Origin of the sequence: Phaeobacter sp. BS52 (genome assembly GCF_045040595.1) — a bacterium.
Taxonomy (GTDB): Bacteria; Pseudomonadota; Alphaproteobacteria; order Rhodobacterales; family Rhodobacteraceae; genus Phaeobacter; species Phaeobacter piscinae.
In genome coordinates, this window is record NZ_CP090662.1 from 3009539 (window position 1) to 3024283 (window position 14745).

The window sequence follows — 14745 nt, forward strand, 5'->3', positions numbered from 1 at the left end:
TACGGCTTATCCTTTGGGATCTGTGACAGACCGCGCCTTGCCACGTTCCAGCCCCAACCGGCTTTCGCGCCAGATCACCAGCACATTGCCGGCAATCACCAGCCCGGCGCCAATCAGCATCACCACCGTCGGCAGTTCGTTGAACCAGATATAGCCCAGAAGGATGGCAAACAGCATCGAGGAATAGTCGTAGGGGGCCAGCATGGAGGCGGGCGCAAAACGGTAGGAGGATGTGACAAGGATCTGGGCCACGCCGCCGACCAGCCCCGCGCTGATCAAAAGCGCCAGCGTGGTTGGATCAGGCCAGACCCAGCCAAAGGGCAGCGTGCACAGCGACAGGAGCGACGCTGTGAGCGAAAAATAGAACACGATGGCGGCGGTATGCTCCGTCATCACCATGCGGCGGATGTGGATCTGCACCAGTCCGCGCGCCATCGTGGCGATGAGGATCAGAATGGCGCCGATGGTCGCGGTATCTCCCAGATCGCCACTGCCCAATCGCGGCCAGAGCATCACAAGAACGCCAATCAACCCGATGGTCACGGCGCTGATTCGGATCAGCCTGATCCGCTCGCCCAGCAACAGGGCCGCCAGAATGAGTGTGAAGATCGGGGTGGCATAGCCAATCGCCGTGACCTCGGGCAGCGGCAGCATTCCCAGCCCCATGAAGGTCATGCCCATCGCAGTTGTGCCCAGAATGCCGCGCAGGAAATGCTTGCCCGGATGGGTCGTCCGCAATCCGCGCCCCAGTTCGCCCCGCATGGACAGCCAGACGAGAATAACGGGAATGGCAAAGAAGGAGCGGAAAAACACCGCTTCACCAGCGGGCACCACGTCGGAGGTCGCCTTGATAATCGCCGACAGCCCGGTGAACAGGGCAATCGCGGCCAGTTTCAGCGCGATGGCGCGGCCGGGTTGATGCGATGTTAAGGATTTGACCATGGCCAGACCCTGCGCCGCCGCGTCGAAAAGTGCAACGGGTTGATTTTCCCGCCCGGCTTTGTCCAAGGTCACGCAGCACCGCAATCATCTGTCACCCGCTGCAAGGAGCCCTCCGAATGTATGACGCGAATCCGCTGATCTGCCACCTGCGTGCGGCGTCCCTGGGGCGCGAGGACGCTCTGTTTGCCACCCGTCCCGGCGCGGATCCGGTCAGCTATGGCGATCTCTTTGTGGGGGCGGAGCGTATGGCAGCCGCACTTGTTTCACGTGGAGTCGTGCCGGGCGATCGTGTGGCTGTGCAGGTGGATAAATCCCTTGCGGCACTCCAGCTCTATCTTGGAACGGTGATGGCGGGGGCGGTGTTTCTGCCGCTCAACCCCGCCTATACCGATGCTGAGGTTGCGTATTTCATCGGGGATGCCACGCCATCTGTGTTTATCTGCGATCCGGCGCGGCTGGACGGGGTGCAGGGGGTGGCCGGAAGGGCGCATCTTCTGACGCTGGATGGGGCGGGGCAGGGCAGTCTTGCGGATCTGGCGGCAGGCCAGAGTGGGTTTGACCCGGTCGCGCGCGCGCCCTCTGATCTGGCGGCGATCCTTTATACTTCGGGCACCACCGGCCGGTCCAAAGGGGCGATGCTCAGCCATGAGAACCTCTATTCCAACTCACTGACCTTGCGCGACTACTGGCAGTTCACCGCTGAGGATGTGCTGATCCACGCTTTGCCGATCTTTCACACGCATGGGCTATTTGTCGCGACCAATGTGGCGCTTTTGGCAGGCGCGCAAGTGGTGCTGCTGCCCGGTTTTGATGCGGCGGCGATCTTAGCGGCGATGCCAAATGCCACAGCGCTGATGGGGGTGCCGACCTTCTACACGCGGCTGTTGGCCGATGCGCGGCTGACGCCGGATCTGGCGGCCAATATGCGGCTGTTCATTTCTGGCTCGGCGCCGCTGCTGGTGGAGACCCACGAGCAATGGCAGGCCCGCACCGGTCACCGTATTCTGGAACGCTACGGGATGACGGAAACCAATATGAGCACCTCCAACCCTTATGAGGGCGAACGGATCGCAGGCACCGTTGGCCCCGCATTGCCGGGGGTGGAGGCGCGGGTGACACTGGACAATACGGAAATCCCGCTGGGCGAAATTGGCGTGCTGGAAGTGCGCGGCCCGAATGTTTTCCAGGGCTACTGGCAGATGCCGGAGAAAACCGCCGAGGAGCTGCGCCCGGATGGCTGGTTCATCACCGGTGACCTCGCCAAGATCGACAGCAACGGCTACGTCACCATCGTGGGCCGGGAAAAAGATCTGGTGATCTCCGGGGGATTCAATGTCTACCCGAAGGAGGTCGAGACGCTGATCGACGATCTGCCGGGGGTGCTCGAAAGTGCGGTGATCGGCGTGCCGCATCCCGATTTCGGCGAGGCGGTTGTGGCTGTGGTGGTCCCGGCTGGGGAGGGCACCGATGCGGCAACCATCCAAGCGGCGCTGTCAAAACATCTCGCGAAGTTCAAACGGCCCAAACACATCGCGCTGATGGAGGAACTGCCGCGCAACACCATGGGCAAAGTGCAGAAAAAAGCGCTGCGCGAAACATTCGCCCAGCTGTTTACCTGACTGGAGAAGGTGCCGCCGTCTCGCGTCTGACATCAGGGCGAGACGGCGATCGGATCAACCGCCGATGTGGCCTTGGTTCTCCCCCACCTGACCGCGATGCAGCAACAGGTGGTCCAGGATCACGCAGGCCATCATCGCCTCTGCCACCGGCACCGCGCGAATACCGACGCAGGGGTCATGGCGGCCTTTGGTGATGACCTCGGCGGCGCTGCCATCCTTGCGGATCGACTGGCGCGGCGTCAGGATCGAGGAGGTGGGTTTTACCGCAAAGCGCACCACGACATCCTGCCCGGTGGAAATGCCACCCAGAATGCCGCCCGCATGGTTCGACGAATAAACCGGCTGGCCATCCTCGCCGAGGAAGATCTCATCAGCGTTTTCGGAGCCTTTGAGGACCGCCGCATTCATGCCTTCGCCGATTTCGACGGCTTTGACGGCGTTGATCGACATCATCGCTGCGGCCAGATCGGTGTCCAGTTTGCCATAGATCGGTGCGCCGATGCCTGCGGGCACACCACGGGCGACTACCTCAATCACCGCGCCGACGGACTCGTGATCCTTGCGCAGACCTTGCAGGTAATCTTCCCAGTCCTGCACCGCAGCAGCATCGGGGATCCAGAAATCATTCTGGTCGATGGCGTCCCAGTCAAAGCGGCTGCGGTCGATTTCCATCTCCCCCATGCGGGTCATGTAACCTTTGATCTCCAGTCCGGGGACCAGCGCCTTGATCGCTTCCCGTGCCACACCGCCTGCCGCAACACGGGCTGCGGTTTCGCGGGCTGAGGACCGGCCACCCCCGCGGTAGTCGCGGTTGCCGTATTTCTGGAAATACGTGATGTCCGCATGGCCGGGGCGGAAGGTCTGGGCGATCTCGCCATAATCCTTTGAGCGTTGATCGGTGTTTTCGATCATCAGCTGGATCGGCGTGCCGGTCGATTTCCCCTCGAACACACCGGACAGGATTTTGACCGCATCCGGTTCGTTGCGCTGGGTCATATTCTTGTTCTGACCGGGGCGGCGCTTGTCCAGCCACTGCTGCAACATTTCAGGGTCAATCGCCACATTCGGCGGGCAGCCATCAACCGTCGCACCCAAGGCGGGTCCGTGGCTTTCGCCCCAGGTGGTGACGCGGAACAAATGGCCAAAGCTGTTGATCGACATGGGCGCGGTCTCCTTTGCGGGATTGCTTAGCGGGGGAGGGCGGCTCTCTCAAGGGGTTTCCTGTGTTGCGCGGATCGTTGCGGGCGCTGCCCCCGCCGCCCCTTGGGCGACTCCCCGTGGATATTTTTGGCCAGAAGATCGGGAGGTGTTAACCCGGCTGAAAGGACAGGCAGACTCCCCCAATGTTTCGCGTGCGAAACAATTGGTCAGCCCTTCTGTCGTTCTTTGAGCATATGTAACACCGCAATCGCTTGTCTTTCGCGGGTCTGCCGCTTAGGGTCCGCGCCACCTCGGGGTGCGCCTTCGGCGCTGAGATCACACCCGTAGAACCTGAACCGGCTAGAACCGGCGGAGGGAAGGTATGGACTGGCTCCTCCCTTGCCCCTCGTCGCGATGGAGGATGCCATGAAACATCTTGTACTTGCAGCGGGGCTGCTGGGCGCAACGGCAGCCTATGCCGATACGCCTGAATTGATTGTCTACACCTACGACAGCTTTGTCTCTGACTGGGGACCGGGTCCGGCCGTCGAGAAAGCCTTTGAGGCGACCTGCGGTTGCGATCTGAAGCTGGTCGGCGCAGGCGACGGCGCGGCGCTGCTGGCGCGGGTGAAGCTGGAAGGCGCGCGGTCTGACGCTGATGTGGTGCTGGGGTTGGATACCAATCTGACTGCGGCGGCCAAGGAGACGGGCCTGTTTGCGGATCATTCGGTCAGTGCCGATTATGCGCTGCCCTTCGCCTGGGAAGACGCCATTTTCGCCCCTTATGACTGGGGGTATTTCGCCTTTGTGCATAAGGCCGATGCTGTCGCGCCGCAGAACTTTGGCGAACTGGCTGCGAGCGATCTGAAAATCGTCATTCAGGATCCGCGTTCGTCTACGCCGGGTCTGGGATTGTTGATGTGGGTGAAGGCTGCCTATGGCGACAAGGCGCCTGAGGTCTGGGACGGGCTGGCAGATAACGTGCTGACCGTGACCAAGGGCTGGTCGGAGGCCTATGGTCTGTTTCTGGAGGGTGAGGCGGATATGGTGCTGTCCTACACCACCTCGCCCGCCTATCACCTGATCGCCGAGGAAGACGCCAGCAAGGCGGCAGCAGTGTTTGACGAAGGTCACTACATGCAGGTCGAAGTTGCCGGGAAGCTGGCGAACAGCGATCAGCCGGAGCTGGCGGATCAGTTCCTCGCCTTCATGGTCAGTGACGCGTTCCAGTCGGTGATCCCGACCACCAACTGGATGTATCCGGCAGTGACCCCGGCGGAGGGTTTGCCCAAAGGGTTTGAGACCCTGGTGGCGCCAGAAAAATCACTGCTGCTGAGCGAAGATGAGGCGGCGGCGCTGCGCGATGTGGCGCTGGATGAATGGCTGACCGCGCTCAGCCGTTAAGATCCCGCTGGGGTCTGGGCGTCGCTGCCTGTGTGGCGGCGCTGATCCTTGGTGCGCTGGCCGCAGTGGTCTGGCGTGCCGAGGTGGGGCGGGGCATCGGCCCTGCCGATTGGGCTGCAATCCGGTTTACCCTGATGCAGGCTGTTCTGTCTGCCCTGTGCAGCGTGGTGCTCGCCGTTCCGGTGGCGCGCGCGCTGGCACGGCGGCGGTTTGTCGGGCGACGGGTGCTGATTGCCCTCATGGGTGCGCCGTTTATCTTGCCGGTGATCGTGGCAATCCTTGGCATTCTTGCGGTGTTTGGCCGTTCGGGCTGGCTGAGCGATCTGCTGGGCTTGTTCGGGTTCGAACCGCTGCAGATCTATGGGTTGCACGGGGTTGTGCTGGCACATGTGTTTTTCAATCTGCCACTGGCGACGCGGTTGATCCTGCAGGGCTGGCAGGAAATCCCGGCAGAACGGTTTCGTCTGGCAGCGCAGATCAATGCGGATCGCCGGGCGATGTGGCAGCTGCTGGAGGCGCCAATGCTGCGGCAGGTGGTGCCCGGCGCGCTGGCGGTGGTCTTTGCGATCTGCCTGTCGAGCTTTGCCGTGGCGCTGACGCTGGGGGGCGGGCCGCGCGCCACCACCATTGAACTGGCGATCTATCAGGCGTTTCGATTTGATTTCGATCTGGCGCGGGCGGCGCTGTTGTCGGGCGTGCAGCTATTGTTGACCGGCGCGGCGGCGCTGGTGGCCCTGCGGGTGGCGACGGGCGAGGGGTTTGGTGCCGGATTGGACCGTCCGGTACGGCGTTGGGATGGGCGGGGCGCGCTGGCGCGGGTACTGGATGGTGCCTGTCTGATTGCGGCGGCGCTGTTTTTGCTGTTGCCGCTGAGCGCGATTGTGATTGCAGGGCTGCCGGGCCTGCTGTCGATGGGGGCGTCGGTCTGGCTGGCGGCGGGCAATTCGGTGCTGATTGCAGGGGTGAGCACGTTTGTGTTGCTGGCGATTTCCCTGCCGATGGCGGTGGCCGTGGCGCTGGGCCGGGGTGGGTTGGTGGAGCTGTCGGGCCTGTTGGGGCTGGCGGTATCGCCGCTGGTGATTGGCACCGGCCTGTTTATTCTGATCTATCCGGTGGCGGATCCCTTTGCGCTGGCGCTGCCGGTCACAGCGGTGGTGAATGCGCTGATGTCGCTGCCCTTTGCGCTGCGCATTCTGATCCCGCGGGTGCGGGAGGTGCTGGCGCGCTATGGCCGTCTGTCGCTCTCGCTTGATATGCGGGGCTGGGTGTTTCTGCGCCGGGTGCTGCTGCCCCGTCTGCGCCCGCAGATCGGTTTTGCCGCTGGGCTGGCGGCAGCGCTGTCGATGGGGGATCTGGGCGTGATTGCGCTGTTTGCCGATAGCGAAACCGCGACATTGCCCTTGCAGATCTATCGCCTGATGGGGGCCTACCGGATGGAAGCGGCCTCGGGTGGGGCGCTGTTGCTTTTGTGCCTGTCCATGGGGGCATTTTACATTCTCGACCGGGGAGGGCGTCGACATGCTGAAACTTGAGAACTGCCTATTGGATAACGGCGGCTTTATCGTGCGTGCGGACCTTACGATCAAGGCAGGCCATCGGGTGGCGGTGATCGGTCCCTCCGGGGCGGGCAAGACCACGCTGATCGAGGCCATCGCGGGGTTTGTTCCCATCACGGCCGGAACGCTGTCCTGGCAAGACCGTGCGCTGACCGACGTCTCACCGGGGCAGCGGCCGATTGCGATGCTGTTTCAGGACGGCAATCTGTTTCCGCATCTGAGCGTGGCACAGAACGTGGGGTTGGGGATCCGCCCGAATCTGCGTCTGAGTGTTGAAGAACAGGAAAAGGTGCGCGCGGCGATCAAACGGGTTGGCCTTCAGGGTATGGAAGAGCGCAAGCCCGCCGCGCTGTCCGGTGGCCAGCAAAGTCGCGTGGCACTGGGCCGCGTGCTGGTGCAGGGGCGTGATCTTCTGCTGCTGGATGAGCCATTTGCGGCGCTGGGGCCAGCGCTGAAGGCGGAGATGTTGGATCTGGTGGCGGACCTGGCGGCAGAGACCGGGGCAACCGTGCTGATGGTCAGCCATGATCCGGCGGATGCGCGCCGGATTGCCGATCAGGTGGTGTTGGTGGCGGATGGCGTGGCGCATCCGCCAATGGAGACGGCGGAATTGCTGGACAATCCGCCGCCTGCGCTGAAGGCCTATCTGGGATAGGCCCACGCGTCCTGAGGATTTAGGCGCCCAACGCCGCCTTGCGGGTTTTGATGATCATGAGCGCGGCATTGGCCGCCTCGCGTCCCTTGTCAACAAAATGGGCGCGGTAGATCGCGTTGTGATGATCGGTTTCCTGATAGTGGTGCGGCGTCAACGAGACGGACAGGACCGGCACGTTGGTCTCCATCCCGGCCTGCATCAGGCCGTCCACGACAGCCTGGGCGACAAAATCATGGCGATAGATGCCGCCATCCACCACAAAGGCCGCGCAGGCGATGGCGTCGTATTTGCCGGTCTTGGCCAGTTCTTTGGCCAGAAGCGGCATTTCAAAGGCACCTGGCACGTCAAATACGTCGATCTGCTCGGCGGGGATCAGCTCCTGAAAGCCATCCAGCGCACGGTCGACGATATCGGAATGCCAATGCGCCTTGATGAAAGCGAAGCGGGTGTGTGTCATGATCGATAACTCCTATAGGTTTGACACGTCACCCAAGGCGATCACGAGTGATGAGGGCGCACGTTCCCCGTGGCCCTGTCACACGTTCTCTTCCATCCGGACTATGACCGTCGGCTCTGGAGTTGCACCAGATCTGCTGACATCACTTTTTGCGCATTCACAGCCCGAGATGGGAACCGGTGTTCGGTTCACGCTGTGACGCCACTCAAAATGACCGCTCGCGGGCTTACGGGGCTGGCCCGCTTACCGCCGGTGGGGAATTCCGCCCCGCCCTGAGAACAGCGCGACCATGGCTGCAAGACAGGTCAAAGGCAAGAGAAAGAGCGCCTGCGACGCGCGGCAAAGGGGGTTTTCCCCGCCGAGGTTGTGGCTAGAGTGCGTGATGTTCGATCTGGCGCAGGGCGCATACTAACTGCCTTGCCGAAGAGTCATCGCTGACCGGTCATTGGTTCCAACGAAAAGGATAGTCGATATGAAACTCTATCACGCGCCGACCTCCCCCTATGTGCGCAAGGTCATGGTGCTGCTGCACGAGACAGATCAGTTGGCAGATGTGGAGCTGCGCCCGGTGGCCACGACACCGATTTCCCCGGCGAGCGACCTGAAGGCGGCCAATCCGCTGGCGAAGATCCCGGCGTTGGAACGGGCCGATGGGGCGACGCTGTATGACAGCCGGGTGATCTGCGCCTATCTGGCCGAGCGTGCGGGCAATGCGCTTTATGCTGGCGGTTGGGACACGCGGGTGCTGGAGGCGACAGCGGATGGCATCATGGAGGCGGCGGTATTGCTGTCTTATGAAAACCGGCTGCGCCCGGCGGACAAACAGTGGCCAGAGTGGATCGAAGGGCAGAGCGGCAAGGTGCTGGGCGGTTGTGCGGCGCTGAACACCCGCTGGATGTCGCATCTGCAGGGTCCCTTGCGGATTGGCCAGATCGCGGTGGCCTGTGCGCTGTCCTATGTGGATTTCCGCCATCCGGATATGGGCTGGCGCAACGGCAATGAGGCGCTGGCAGAGTGGTTTGCCGCATTCGATTCGCGCCCGTCAATGCAGGCGACACGGCCGCCGGAAAGCTGAAATCTGGCGCAGGCGGCCCCTTGAATTCGGGGGCGCCTGCGCAAATATGTGAGGCTGTTTGCAACAGTTGCGCATAATTACTTGCGGATGCGTCCATCTGCGCGCCTATGACCGCTGGACGAAAGCCCTTCTCCCCGCTAGATACCCGCGATGAGTCACTGCGTTCTTTGCGCAGTGAATGCGCATGTTTGCCCTAAACGGGCGCTGGAATTGGAGAAAACCTCGTGTCCCACGCAGAAGACAACGAAGGAACCCGGAGAGATTTCCTCTACTACGCCACTGCCGGCGCCGGGGCAGTGACTGCGGGTGCCGCAATTTGGCCCCTGGTCAACCAGATGAACCCCTCGGCTGACGTTCAGGCTCTGTCCTCGATCATCGTGGATGTGAGCGGCGTGGAAGTCGGGACTCAGCTCTCGGTTATGTTCCTTGGCAAGCCGGTGTTCATTCGCCGTCGTACCGAAGAAGAAATCGAAGAAGCCCGTGCTGTCGATCTGGCGGTATTGCCCGATCAGCAGGACCGCAATGCGAACAAACCCGGTCTGGACGCATCCGACGAAAACCGCACCCTGGATGATGCTGGCGAATGGCTGGTGATGATGGGCGTGTGTACCCACCTTGGCTGTGTGCCGCTGGGTGACGGTGCAGGCGATTTCAACGGCTGGTTCTGCCCCTGCCATGGTTCGCACTACGACACTGCCGGTCGTATCCGCAAAGGCCCCGCACCCGAGAACCTGCCGGTTCCGACCGCGGAGTTCATCGACGAAACCACCATCCAACTGGGATAAGGGAGGCACATATGTCCGGCATTCCGCACGATCATTACGAGCCGAAAACCGGTGGCGAGAAGTGGCTTCACAGCCGTCTGCCCATCGTCGGCCTGATCTACGACACCATCATGATCCCCACGCCCAAGAACCTGAACTGGTTGTGGATTTGGGGCATCGTTCTGGCCTTCTGTCTGGCCCTGCAAATTGTCACCGGTATCATTCTGGTGATGCACTACACCCCGCATGTGGATCTGGCGTTCTCCTCCGTTGAGCATATCATGCGCAACGTGAACGGCGGCTTTATGATCCGCTACCTGCACGCCAATGGCGCGTCGCTGTTCTTTATCGCAGTTTATATCCACATCTTCCGGGGGCTGTACTACGGTTCCTACAAGGCGCCGCGCGAGATCACATGGATCATCGGCATGCTGATCTATCTGATGATGATGGGCACCGCATTCATGGGCTACGTTCTGCCCTGGGGTCAGATGTCCTTCTGGGGCGCGACCGTGATCACCGGCCTGTTTGGCGCGATCCCGTTCATCGGTGAGCCGATCCAGACCCTGCTTCTGGGTGGTCCGGCCGTGGATAACGCGACGCTGAACCGCTTCTTCTCGCTGCACTATCTGCTGCCGTTTGTGATTGCCGGTCTCGTGATCGTCCATATCTGGGCGTTCCACACCACAGGCAACAACAACCCGACCGGTGTTGAAGTGCGCCGCAGCTCCAAGGAAGATGCTGCGAAAGACACGCTGCCGTTCTGGCCGTATTTCGTGATCAAGGATTTCCTTGGTCTGGCGGTTGTGCTGGTGATCTTCTGGGCCATCGTCGGCTTCATGCCGAACTACCTGGGGCACCCGGACAACTACATCGAAGCCAACCCGCTGCAGACCCCTGCGCATATCGTTCCGGAATGGTACTTCCTGCCGTTCTACGCGATCCTGCGGGCCTTCACCTCTGAAGTCTGGGTTGTGCAGATCGCGTCCTTCGTCACCGGTGGTATCGTGGATGCCAAGTTCTTTGGTGTTCTGGCGATGTTTGGTGCGATTGCCGTGATGGCGCTGGCGCCTTGGCTGGACACCAGCCGTGTGCGTTCCGGTCGTTTCCGTCCGCAGTTCAAATGGTGGTTCCTGTTGCTGGTCATCGACTTCTTCGCCCTGATGTGGCTGGGTGCGATGCCTGCGGAAGAACCCTATGCGTCGATCTCCCTGGTCGCGTCGGCCTATTGGTTCGGCTACTTCCTGGTCATTCTGCCCCTGCTGGGCGTGATCGAGAAGCCGATGGCCATCCCCGAGACCATCGAAGCCGATTTTGATGCCCATTACGGCAAGAAATCTGGCGCTGACGCCACAGCCGGCTGAGTAATTGAGAAGGACAGCAACCATGTTGAAAAAACTTGCAACCGGTGCCGCCTTCGCTCTGGCGCTCGTTCCTGCCGCATCTTTTGCGGCAGGCGGGGCAGGCCATGTCGAAGACTACGACTTCTCTTTTGAAGGCCCGTTCGGCACCTATGACACCAACCAGCTGCAGCGCGGATTGCAGATCTACACCGAGGTCTGCGCGGCCTGCCATGGTCTGAAACAGGTGCCGCTGCGCACGCTGGCAGACGAAGGCGGACCGAACCTGCCTGCGGATCAGGTCCGCGCCTACGCGGCTGACAACTTCAGCGTTTATGACCCGGAACTGGATGAGGACCGCCCGGCAAAACCGACGGACCACTTCCCGGAGAACAACAACGCTGGTGCTCCTGACCTGTCGCTGATGGCGAAGGCGCGCGCAGGCTTCCACGGGCCTTATGGCCTGGGTCTGAACCAGATGTTCAAAGGCATGGGCGGTGCTGAATATATCGCCTCTCTGCTGGCGGGCTACACGGGTGAAACCAAGGAAGAAGCTGGCACCACCTTCTATGAGAACACCGCCTTCCCGGGTGGCTGGATCTCCATGGCGCCGCCGATTTCGGATGAGCAGGTCGAGTTCATCGATGGCGCGCCGACCGATGTGGAAAGCCTGTCGAAAGACGTCGCGGCCTTCCTGATGTGGACCGCAGAGCCGAAGATGATGGCACGCAAGCAGGCAGGTTTTGTCGGCGTGCTGTTCCTGACGCTGCTGTCGGTGCTGCTGTATCTGACCAACAAGCGTCTCTGGGCGCCGCACAAAGGCAAGAAAACCAGCTAAGCCGGTTCTCTGTCAGTTACGAACATGAAACCCCCGCACGGTCCTGCCCTGCGGGGGTTTCTTTTTGATCCTTAGGACGGGGCGCTGCCCCTCTGCACTGCGGGCATTCACCCCGGAGTATTTTGGGAAAGGTGACGGGGCAGAGGGCGGGGGCAGGGCGCGCTGAGGCTGCTACCCGGCGAAGAAGCAGGAGCGGGGCCTTGGGGTCTGAAGATGCGTGAGGAGCGTTTGGGCCATATCTGTGACCGGTGTGCTGCCGTCAAACTCCAGATCATATAGAAGGCCATCATGGACATGTGCCGCATCTCGTGCGGCGCTGCCTGCTGGTCTGTTGCCGCGGATCTTCTCGCGCTGAGTGAGCGTTGCGAGCGGCGGGCGCAGCCCGACAAAGACAATATCATGGCGGCTCAGCAGGGCCTGTCGCTCCGCGTGCCAGCGGGTGTGTCGAGGATATGTTCGACAATCAGGTCGTTCCCGGCCTCGGCAAAGCTTAGCCAGCATGCGGTGGAAGCTCGGCAAAGAACGCCGGACGCGCTGTGGGCCAATCAGGATAATCCGCAGGCCGCCAGGCGCCACTGTCGCGCAGGTGATCAATGGAGAGATGCAGAAAGGGCCGCGAGGCCTGTTCCCGCAATGCGGTTGCAAGTGTGGATTTACCGCTGCTGGAGGCGCCATGAAGAAAGAGAATGAGAGCCATTGATGCATCTATCTCCCGACGTATAGGCGCGGTCAGCGCGCGATCAGACCGTGAGCTGCGTGCCTGTGATCCCGGTTGGTGTGGCGGTCACGATCTGCCCTTCGACCTGGGGCGAGGCAAAGGTGACTTCGGTGAACTGTTCGGTTCGGCCCATGTGGGGATTTTCCATCAGAATTTGATGAGCTTTGCCCCTTGCGGCGGCCAGATGCGTCTGAACCTGGGTGTCCCCAGCGGCGCGCAGGCGGGCGGCGCGGTCCTTGATCACATTGCCATTGACCTGGCTGGGGATCCGGGCTGCGGGTGTGCCCTCGCGCTTTGAGTAGGGGAAAACATGCAGCCAAGTGAGATCACAGTCGGTGACAAGCTTGAGCGAGTTCTCAAAATGGGCATCGGTTTCGGTCGGAAAGCCCGCGATGATATCGGCACCGAAGGTTATCTCCGGGCGCAGTTTGCGAGCCTCCTCGCAGAAGCGGATCGCATCGTCGCGCAGGTGACGCCGGGCCATGCGTTTCAGAATGAGGTCATCGCCGTGCTGTAGGGACAGATGCAGATGCGGCATCAGACGGGGTTCTGTTGCGATCGCCTGCATCAGGTTTTCATCGACCTCGATAGAATCGATTGAGGAGATCCGCAGGCGGGGCAGATCCGGGACCAGCTTCAGGATGCGCATCACCAGATCGCCCAGCTTGGGCGTGGCGGGCAGATCCGCGCCCCAGGAGGTGAGGTCGACGCCGGTCAGCACCACCTCATTGTAGCCCCGGTCCACCAGCCGTTTGATCTGATCCACCACCACCCCCGCCGGAACCGAGCGTGAGTTGCCGCGACCATAGGGGATGATGCAGAAGGTGCAGCGGTGATCGCAGCCATTCTGGACCTGCACATAGGCGCGCGAGCGGGTGCCGAAGCCATCAATCAGGTGGCCTGCGGTTTCCGTCACGGACATGATGTCGTCGACCTGCACCTTTTCGGTGGTGCCGATGAAATCAGGTCCCTTGGCGATTTGATGCCAGGTGCCCGCCTGCATTTTTTCGGTATTGCCGATGACCTGCGTGACCTCGTCCATGGCGGCAAAGGTCTCGGGCTCGGTCTGGGCGGCGCAGCCGGTGACGATGATCGGCGCATCCGGGTTTTCGCGGCGCAGCTTGCGAATCTCCTGCCGGGCCTTGCGCACCGCTTCTGCCGTGACAGCGCAGGTGTTCACCACGACGGCATTCTGCAGCCCGGCCTGCTGGCTGAGCTCCTTCATGGCTTCGGTCTCATAGGCGTTCAGTCGACAGCCGAGTGTTGTGAACTTGGGGGCGTTGGTCACTTGGAGAGGCTTTCGAGGAATTGGCGGGTAAAATGGCCGTCGGCCACATGCATGGTGGGGCCGGTCATCCAGACGCCGTCTTCGCGCCAGTCGATCCAGAGCGTGCCGCCGTCCAGATCAATCTGCACCTTGCGTCCCGTCAGCCCGCGACGCACAGCGGCCACGGCTGTTGCGCAGGAGGAGGAGCCGGAGGCCAGCGTAATGCCCACACCACGTTCCCAGACCCGCATCCGTAGATGGTCCGGGGCGACCACATGGGCGATCTGCACATTGGTGCGTTCGGGATACAGCGGGTGGTGTTCGTAGCGGGCGCCAAATTCAGCGAGCGGGATCACCTCTGCGTTTTCTACAAAAAAGGTGCAATGCGGGTTGCCCATGCCGGTGGCGGTCGGCGCCCCTTCGATGGGGAGTTCGAGCGTATCGACATCCTCGGCCAGCGGGATATCCTGCCAGTTGAGCTGCGGCTGACCCATGTTGACGGAGGTGAGCCCGTTTCCGGCATCTTCCGCCAGGAGGAGGCCACGATCGGTGGTCAGGCGCAGGTGGGTCTTGCCGCTTTCATCCAGCAGATGGCGTGCAATACAGCGGGTGGCATTGCCACAGGCGGCAGAGGTTGATCCATCGGCGTTGTAGAACGTCAGATGTGCGTCCTCGTCGCCCTTGGTGATGACCGTCAGCTGATCAAATCCGATCCCCATCTGGCGATGGGCGATTCCCTCAGCCATGACCGGGGTGATGTCCCAGGTTTGATCGCGCGCGTCCACCACAACGAAATCGTTGCCGAGGCCATGCATTTTCATAAAGGGCAAGCGGGTGTCTGATCCTATGGTCATTTCGGGCATATAGACCTCCGCCGAAGATGAATCCACCCTTGCAGCAAGAAACTTGAAAAAAGGGGTTGACCGTCTCAGCCCTTACCCCTAGATACGCCGCCTATCGGGACAGCAAG

The 14745-nt window shown here is 61.6% G+C and carries 15 protein-coding genes and 2 riboswitches; of the genes, 8 read left to right on the plus strand and 7 right to left on the minus strand.

Annotated elements, in window-relative coordinates; genetic code table 11:
- Positions 1 to 6 precede the first annotated feature (6 nt).
- Positions 7 to 942: a DMT family transporter gene (locus L0Z65_RS14480; RefSeq protein ID WP_405112570.1), complete on the minus strand. Its 936-nt coding sequence runs from the start codon at positions 940 to 942 to the stop codon at positions 7 to 9.
- Positions 943 to 1058: 116 nt separating this feature from the next.
- Between L0Z65_RS14480 and L0Z65_RS14485 the strand changes: the two genes are divergently transcribed.
- Entirely contained in the window at positions 1059 to 2561 is a 1503-nt protein-coding gene (locus tag L0Z65_RS14485) for a malonate--CoA ligase (RefSeq protein ID WP_405108664.1), read from the plus strand.
- 54 nt (positions 2562 to 2615) lie between these two features.
- Here the strand turns inward: L0Z65_RS14485 and aroC are convergent, their stop codons facing one another.
- A complete protein-coding gene (aroC, locus tag L0Z65_RS14490; RefSeq protein ID WP_405108667.1) occupies positions 2616 to 3722 on the minus strand; it encodes a chorismate synthase in 1107 nt (368 codons plus the stop codon).
- Positions 3723 to 4003: 281 nt separating this feature from the next.
- Positions 4004 to 4096, plus strand: a riboswitch (TPP riboswitch).
- 31 nt (positions 4097 to 4127) lie between these two features.
- Between aroC and thiB the strand changes: the two genes are divergently transcribed.
- The 3 genes from thiB to L0Z65_RS14505 are packed head-to-tail and all read left to right on the plus strand — an operon-like array spanning position 4128 to position 7316.
- Complete coding sequence (gene thiB / locus L0Z65_RS14495) at positions 4128 to 5105, plus strand: thiamine ABC transporter substrate binding subunit (RefSeq protein ID WP_405108670.1); 978 nt, start codon at positions 4128 to 4130, stop codon at positions 5103 to 5105.
- Positions 5081 to 6637: a thiamine/thiamine pyrophosphate ABC transporter permease ThiP gene (locus L0Z65_RS14500; RefSeq protein ID WP_405108673.1), complete on the plus strand. Its 1557-nt coding sequence runs from the start codon at positions 5081 to 5083 to the stop codon at positions 6635 to 6637. The genes thiB and L0Z65_RS14500 overlap by 25 nt, the downstream gene beginning before the upstream one ends.
- Positions 6624 to 7316, plus strand: a complete 693-nt coding sequence (locus L0Z65_RS14505) for an ATP-binding cassette domain-containing protein (protein WP_405108676.1) — start codon at positions 6624 to 6626, stop codon at positions 7314 to 7316. The genes L0Z65_RS14500 and L0Z65_RS14505 overlap by 14 nt, the downstream gene beginning before the upstream one ends.
- A gap of 19 nt (positions 7317 to 7335) precedes the next feature.
- Here L0Z65_RS14505 and L0Z65_RS14510 read toward each other — a convergent pair whose 3' ends face one another.
- Positions 7336 to 7773, minus strand: a complete 438-nt coding sequence (locus tag L0Z65_RS14510; protein ID WP_405108679.1) for a 6,7-dimethyl-8-ribityllumazine synthase — start codon at positions 7771 to 7773, stop codon at positions 7336 to 7338.
- An 80-nt stretch (positions 7774 to 7853) separates the two neighbouring features.
- A riboswitch (FMN riboswitch) is annotated at positions 7854 to 8057 on the minus strand.
- Positions 8058 to 8245: 188 nt separating this feature from the next.
- On the opposite strand from L0Z65_RS14510, the gene L0Z65_RS14515 reads away from it, so the two are divergent.
- From L0Z65_RS14515 to L0Z65_RS14530, 4 genes are all read left to right on the plus strand, one after another.
- Positions 8246 to 8848, plus strand: coding sequence for a glutathione S-transferase (locus tag L0Z65_RS14515; protein ID WP_405108682.1), 603 nt, complete (start codon positions 8246 to 8248; stop codon positions 8846 to 8848).
- Positions 8849 to 9072: 224 nt separating this feature from the next.
- Entirely contained in the window at positions 9073 to 9633 is a 561-nt protein-coding gene (gene petA / locus L0Z65_RS14520; protein WP_096872895.1) for a ubiquinol-cytochrome c reductase iron-sulfur subunit, read from the plus strand.
- 11 nt (positions 9634 to 9644) lie between these two features.
- Positions 9645 to 10976: a cytochrome b gene (gene petB, locus L0Z65_RS14525; protein WP_405108686.1), complete on the plus strand. Its 1332-nt coding sequence runs from the start codon at positions 9645 to 9647 to the stop codon at positions 10974 to 10976.
- 22 nt (positions 10977 to 10998) lie between these two features.
- Complete coding sequence (locus L0Z65_RS14530; protein WP_096872893.1) at positions 10999 to 11790, plus strand: cytochrome c1; 792 nt, start codon at positions 10999 to 11001, stop codon at positions 11788 to 11790.
- A 171-nt stretch (positions 11791 to 11961) separates the two neighbouring features.
- Here the strand turns inward: L0Z65_RS14530 and L0Z65_RS14535 are convergent, their stop codons facing one another.
- Genes L0Z65_RS14535 through dapF form a run of 4 tightly spaced genes read right to left on the minus strand, consistent with a single transcriptional unit; the run spans position 11962 to position 14638 of the window.
- Positions 11962 to 12291 (minus strand): hypothetical protein, encoded by a 330-nt coding sequence (locus tag L0Z65_RS14535; protein WP_405108689.1) that lies wholly within the window; start codon positions 12289 to 12291, stop codon positions 11962 to 11964.
- Positions 12281 to 12487: a hypothetical protein gene (locus L0Z65_RS14540; RefSeq protein WP_405108692.1), complete on the minus strand. Its 207-nt coding sequence runs from the start codon at positions 12485 to 12487 to the stop codon at positions 12281 to 12283. The genes L0Z65_RS14535 and L0Z65_RS14540 overlap by 11 nt, the downstream gene beginning before the upstream one ends.
- A 43-nt stretch (positions 12488 to 12530) precedes the next feature.
- The gene (gene mtaB / locus L0Z65_RS14545; protein ID WP_405108695.1) at positions 12531 to 13796 is read right to left on the minus strand and encodes a tRNA (N(6)-L-threonylcarbamoyladenosine(37)-C(2))-methylthiotransferase MtaB; all 1266 of its coding nucleotides are present in this window, start codon (positions 13794 to 13796) and stop codon (positions 12531 to 12533) included.
- Positions 13793 to 14638, minus strand: coding sequence for a diaminopimelate epimerase (dapF, locus tag L0Z65_RS14550; protein ID WP_405108698.1), 846 nt, complete (start codon positions 14636 to 14638; stop codon positions 13793 to 13795). Before dapF ends, mtaB begins: the two co-directional genes overlap by 4 nt.
- Positions 14639 to 14745: the final 107 nt, after the last annotated feature.

Bases quoted from the DNA above. Each gene is read 5' to 3' on its own strand.
- L0Z65_RS14480 (WP_405112570.1), bottom strand. From the start codon at position 942: ATGGTCAAATCCTTAACATCGCATCAACCCGGCCGCGCCATCGCGCTG.
- L0Z65_RS14485 (WP_405108664.1), top strand. From the start codon at position 1,059: ATGTATGACGCGAATCCGCTGATCTGCCACCTGCGTGCGGCGTCCCTG.
- aroC (WP_405108667.1), bottom strand. From the start codon at position 3,722: ATGTCGATCAACAGCTTTGGCCATTTGTTCCGCGTCACCACCTGGGGC.
- thiB (WP_405108670.1), top strand. From the start codon at position 4,128: ATGAAACATCTTGTACTTGCAGCGGGGCTGCTGGGCGCAACGGCAGCC.
- L0Z65_RS14500 (WP_405108673.1), top strand. From the start codon at position 5,081: ATGGCTGACCGCGCTCAGCCGTTAAGATCCCGCTGGGGTCTGGGCGTC.
- L0Z65_RS14505 (WP_405108676.1), top strand. From the start codon at position 6,624: ATGCTGAAACTTGAGAACTGCCTATTGGATAACGGCGGCTTTATCGTG.
- L0Z65_RS14510 (WP_405108679.1), bottom strand. From the start codon at position 7,773: ATGACACACACCCGCTTCGCTTTCATCAAGGCGCATTGGCATTCCGAT.
- L0Z65_RS14515 (WP_405108682.1), top strand. From the start codon at position 8,246: ATGAAACTCTATCACGCGCCGACCTCCCCCTATGTGCGCAAGGTCATG.
- petB (WP_405108686.1), top strand. From the start codon at position 9,645: ATGTCCGGCATTCCGCACGATCATTACGAGCCGAAAACCGGTGGCGAG.
- L0Z65_RS14530 (WP_096872893.1), top strand. From the start codon at position 10,999: ATGTTGAAAAAACTTGCAACCGGTGCCGCCTTCGCTCTGGCGCTCGTT.
- L0Z65_RS14535 (WP_405108689.1), bottom strand. From the start codon at position 12,291: ATGCTGGCTAAGCTTTGCCGAGGCCGGGAACGACCTGATTGTCGAACA.
- L0Z65_RS14540 (WP_405108692.1), bottom strand. From the start codon at position 12,487: ATGGCTCTCATTCTCTTTCTTCATGGCGCCTCCAGCAGCGGTAAATCC.
- dapF (WP_405108698.1), bottom strand. From the start codon at position 14,638: ATGCCCGAAATGACCATAGGATCAGACACCCGCTTGCCCTTTATGAAA.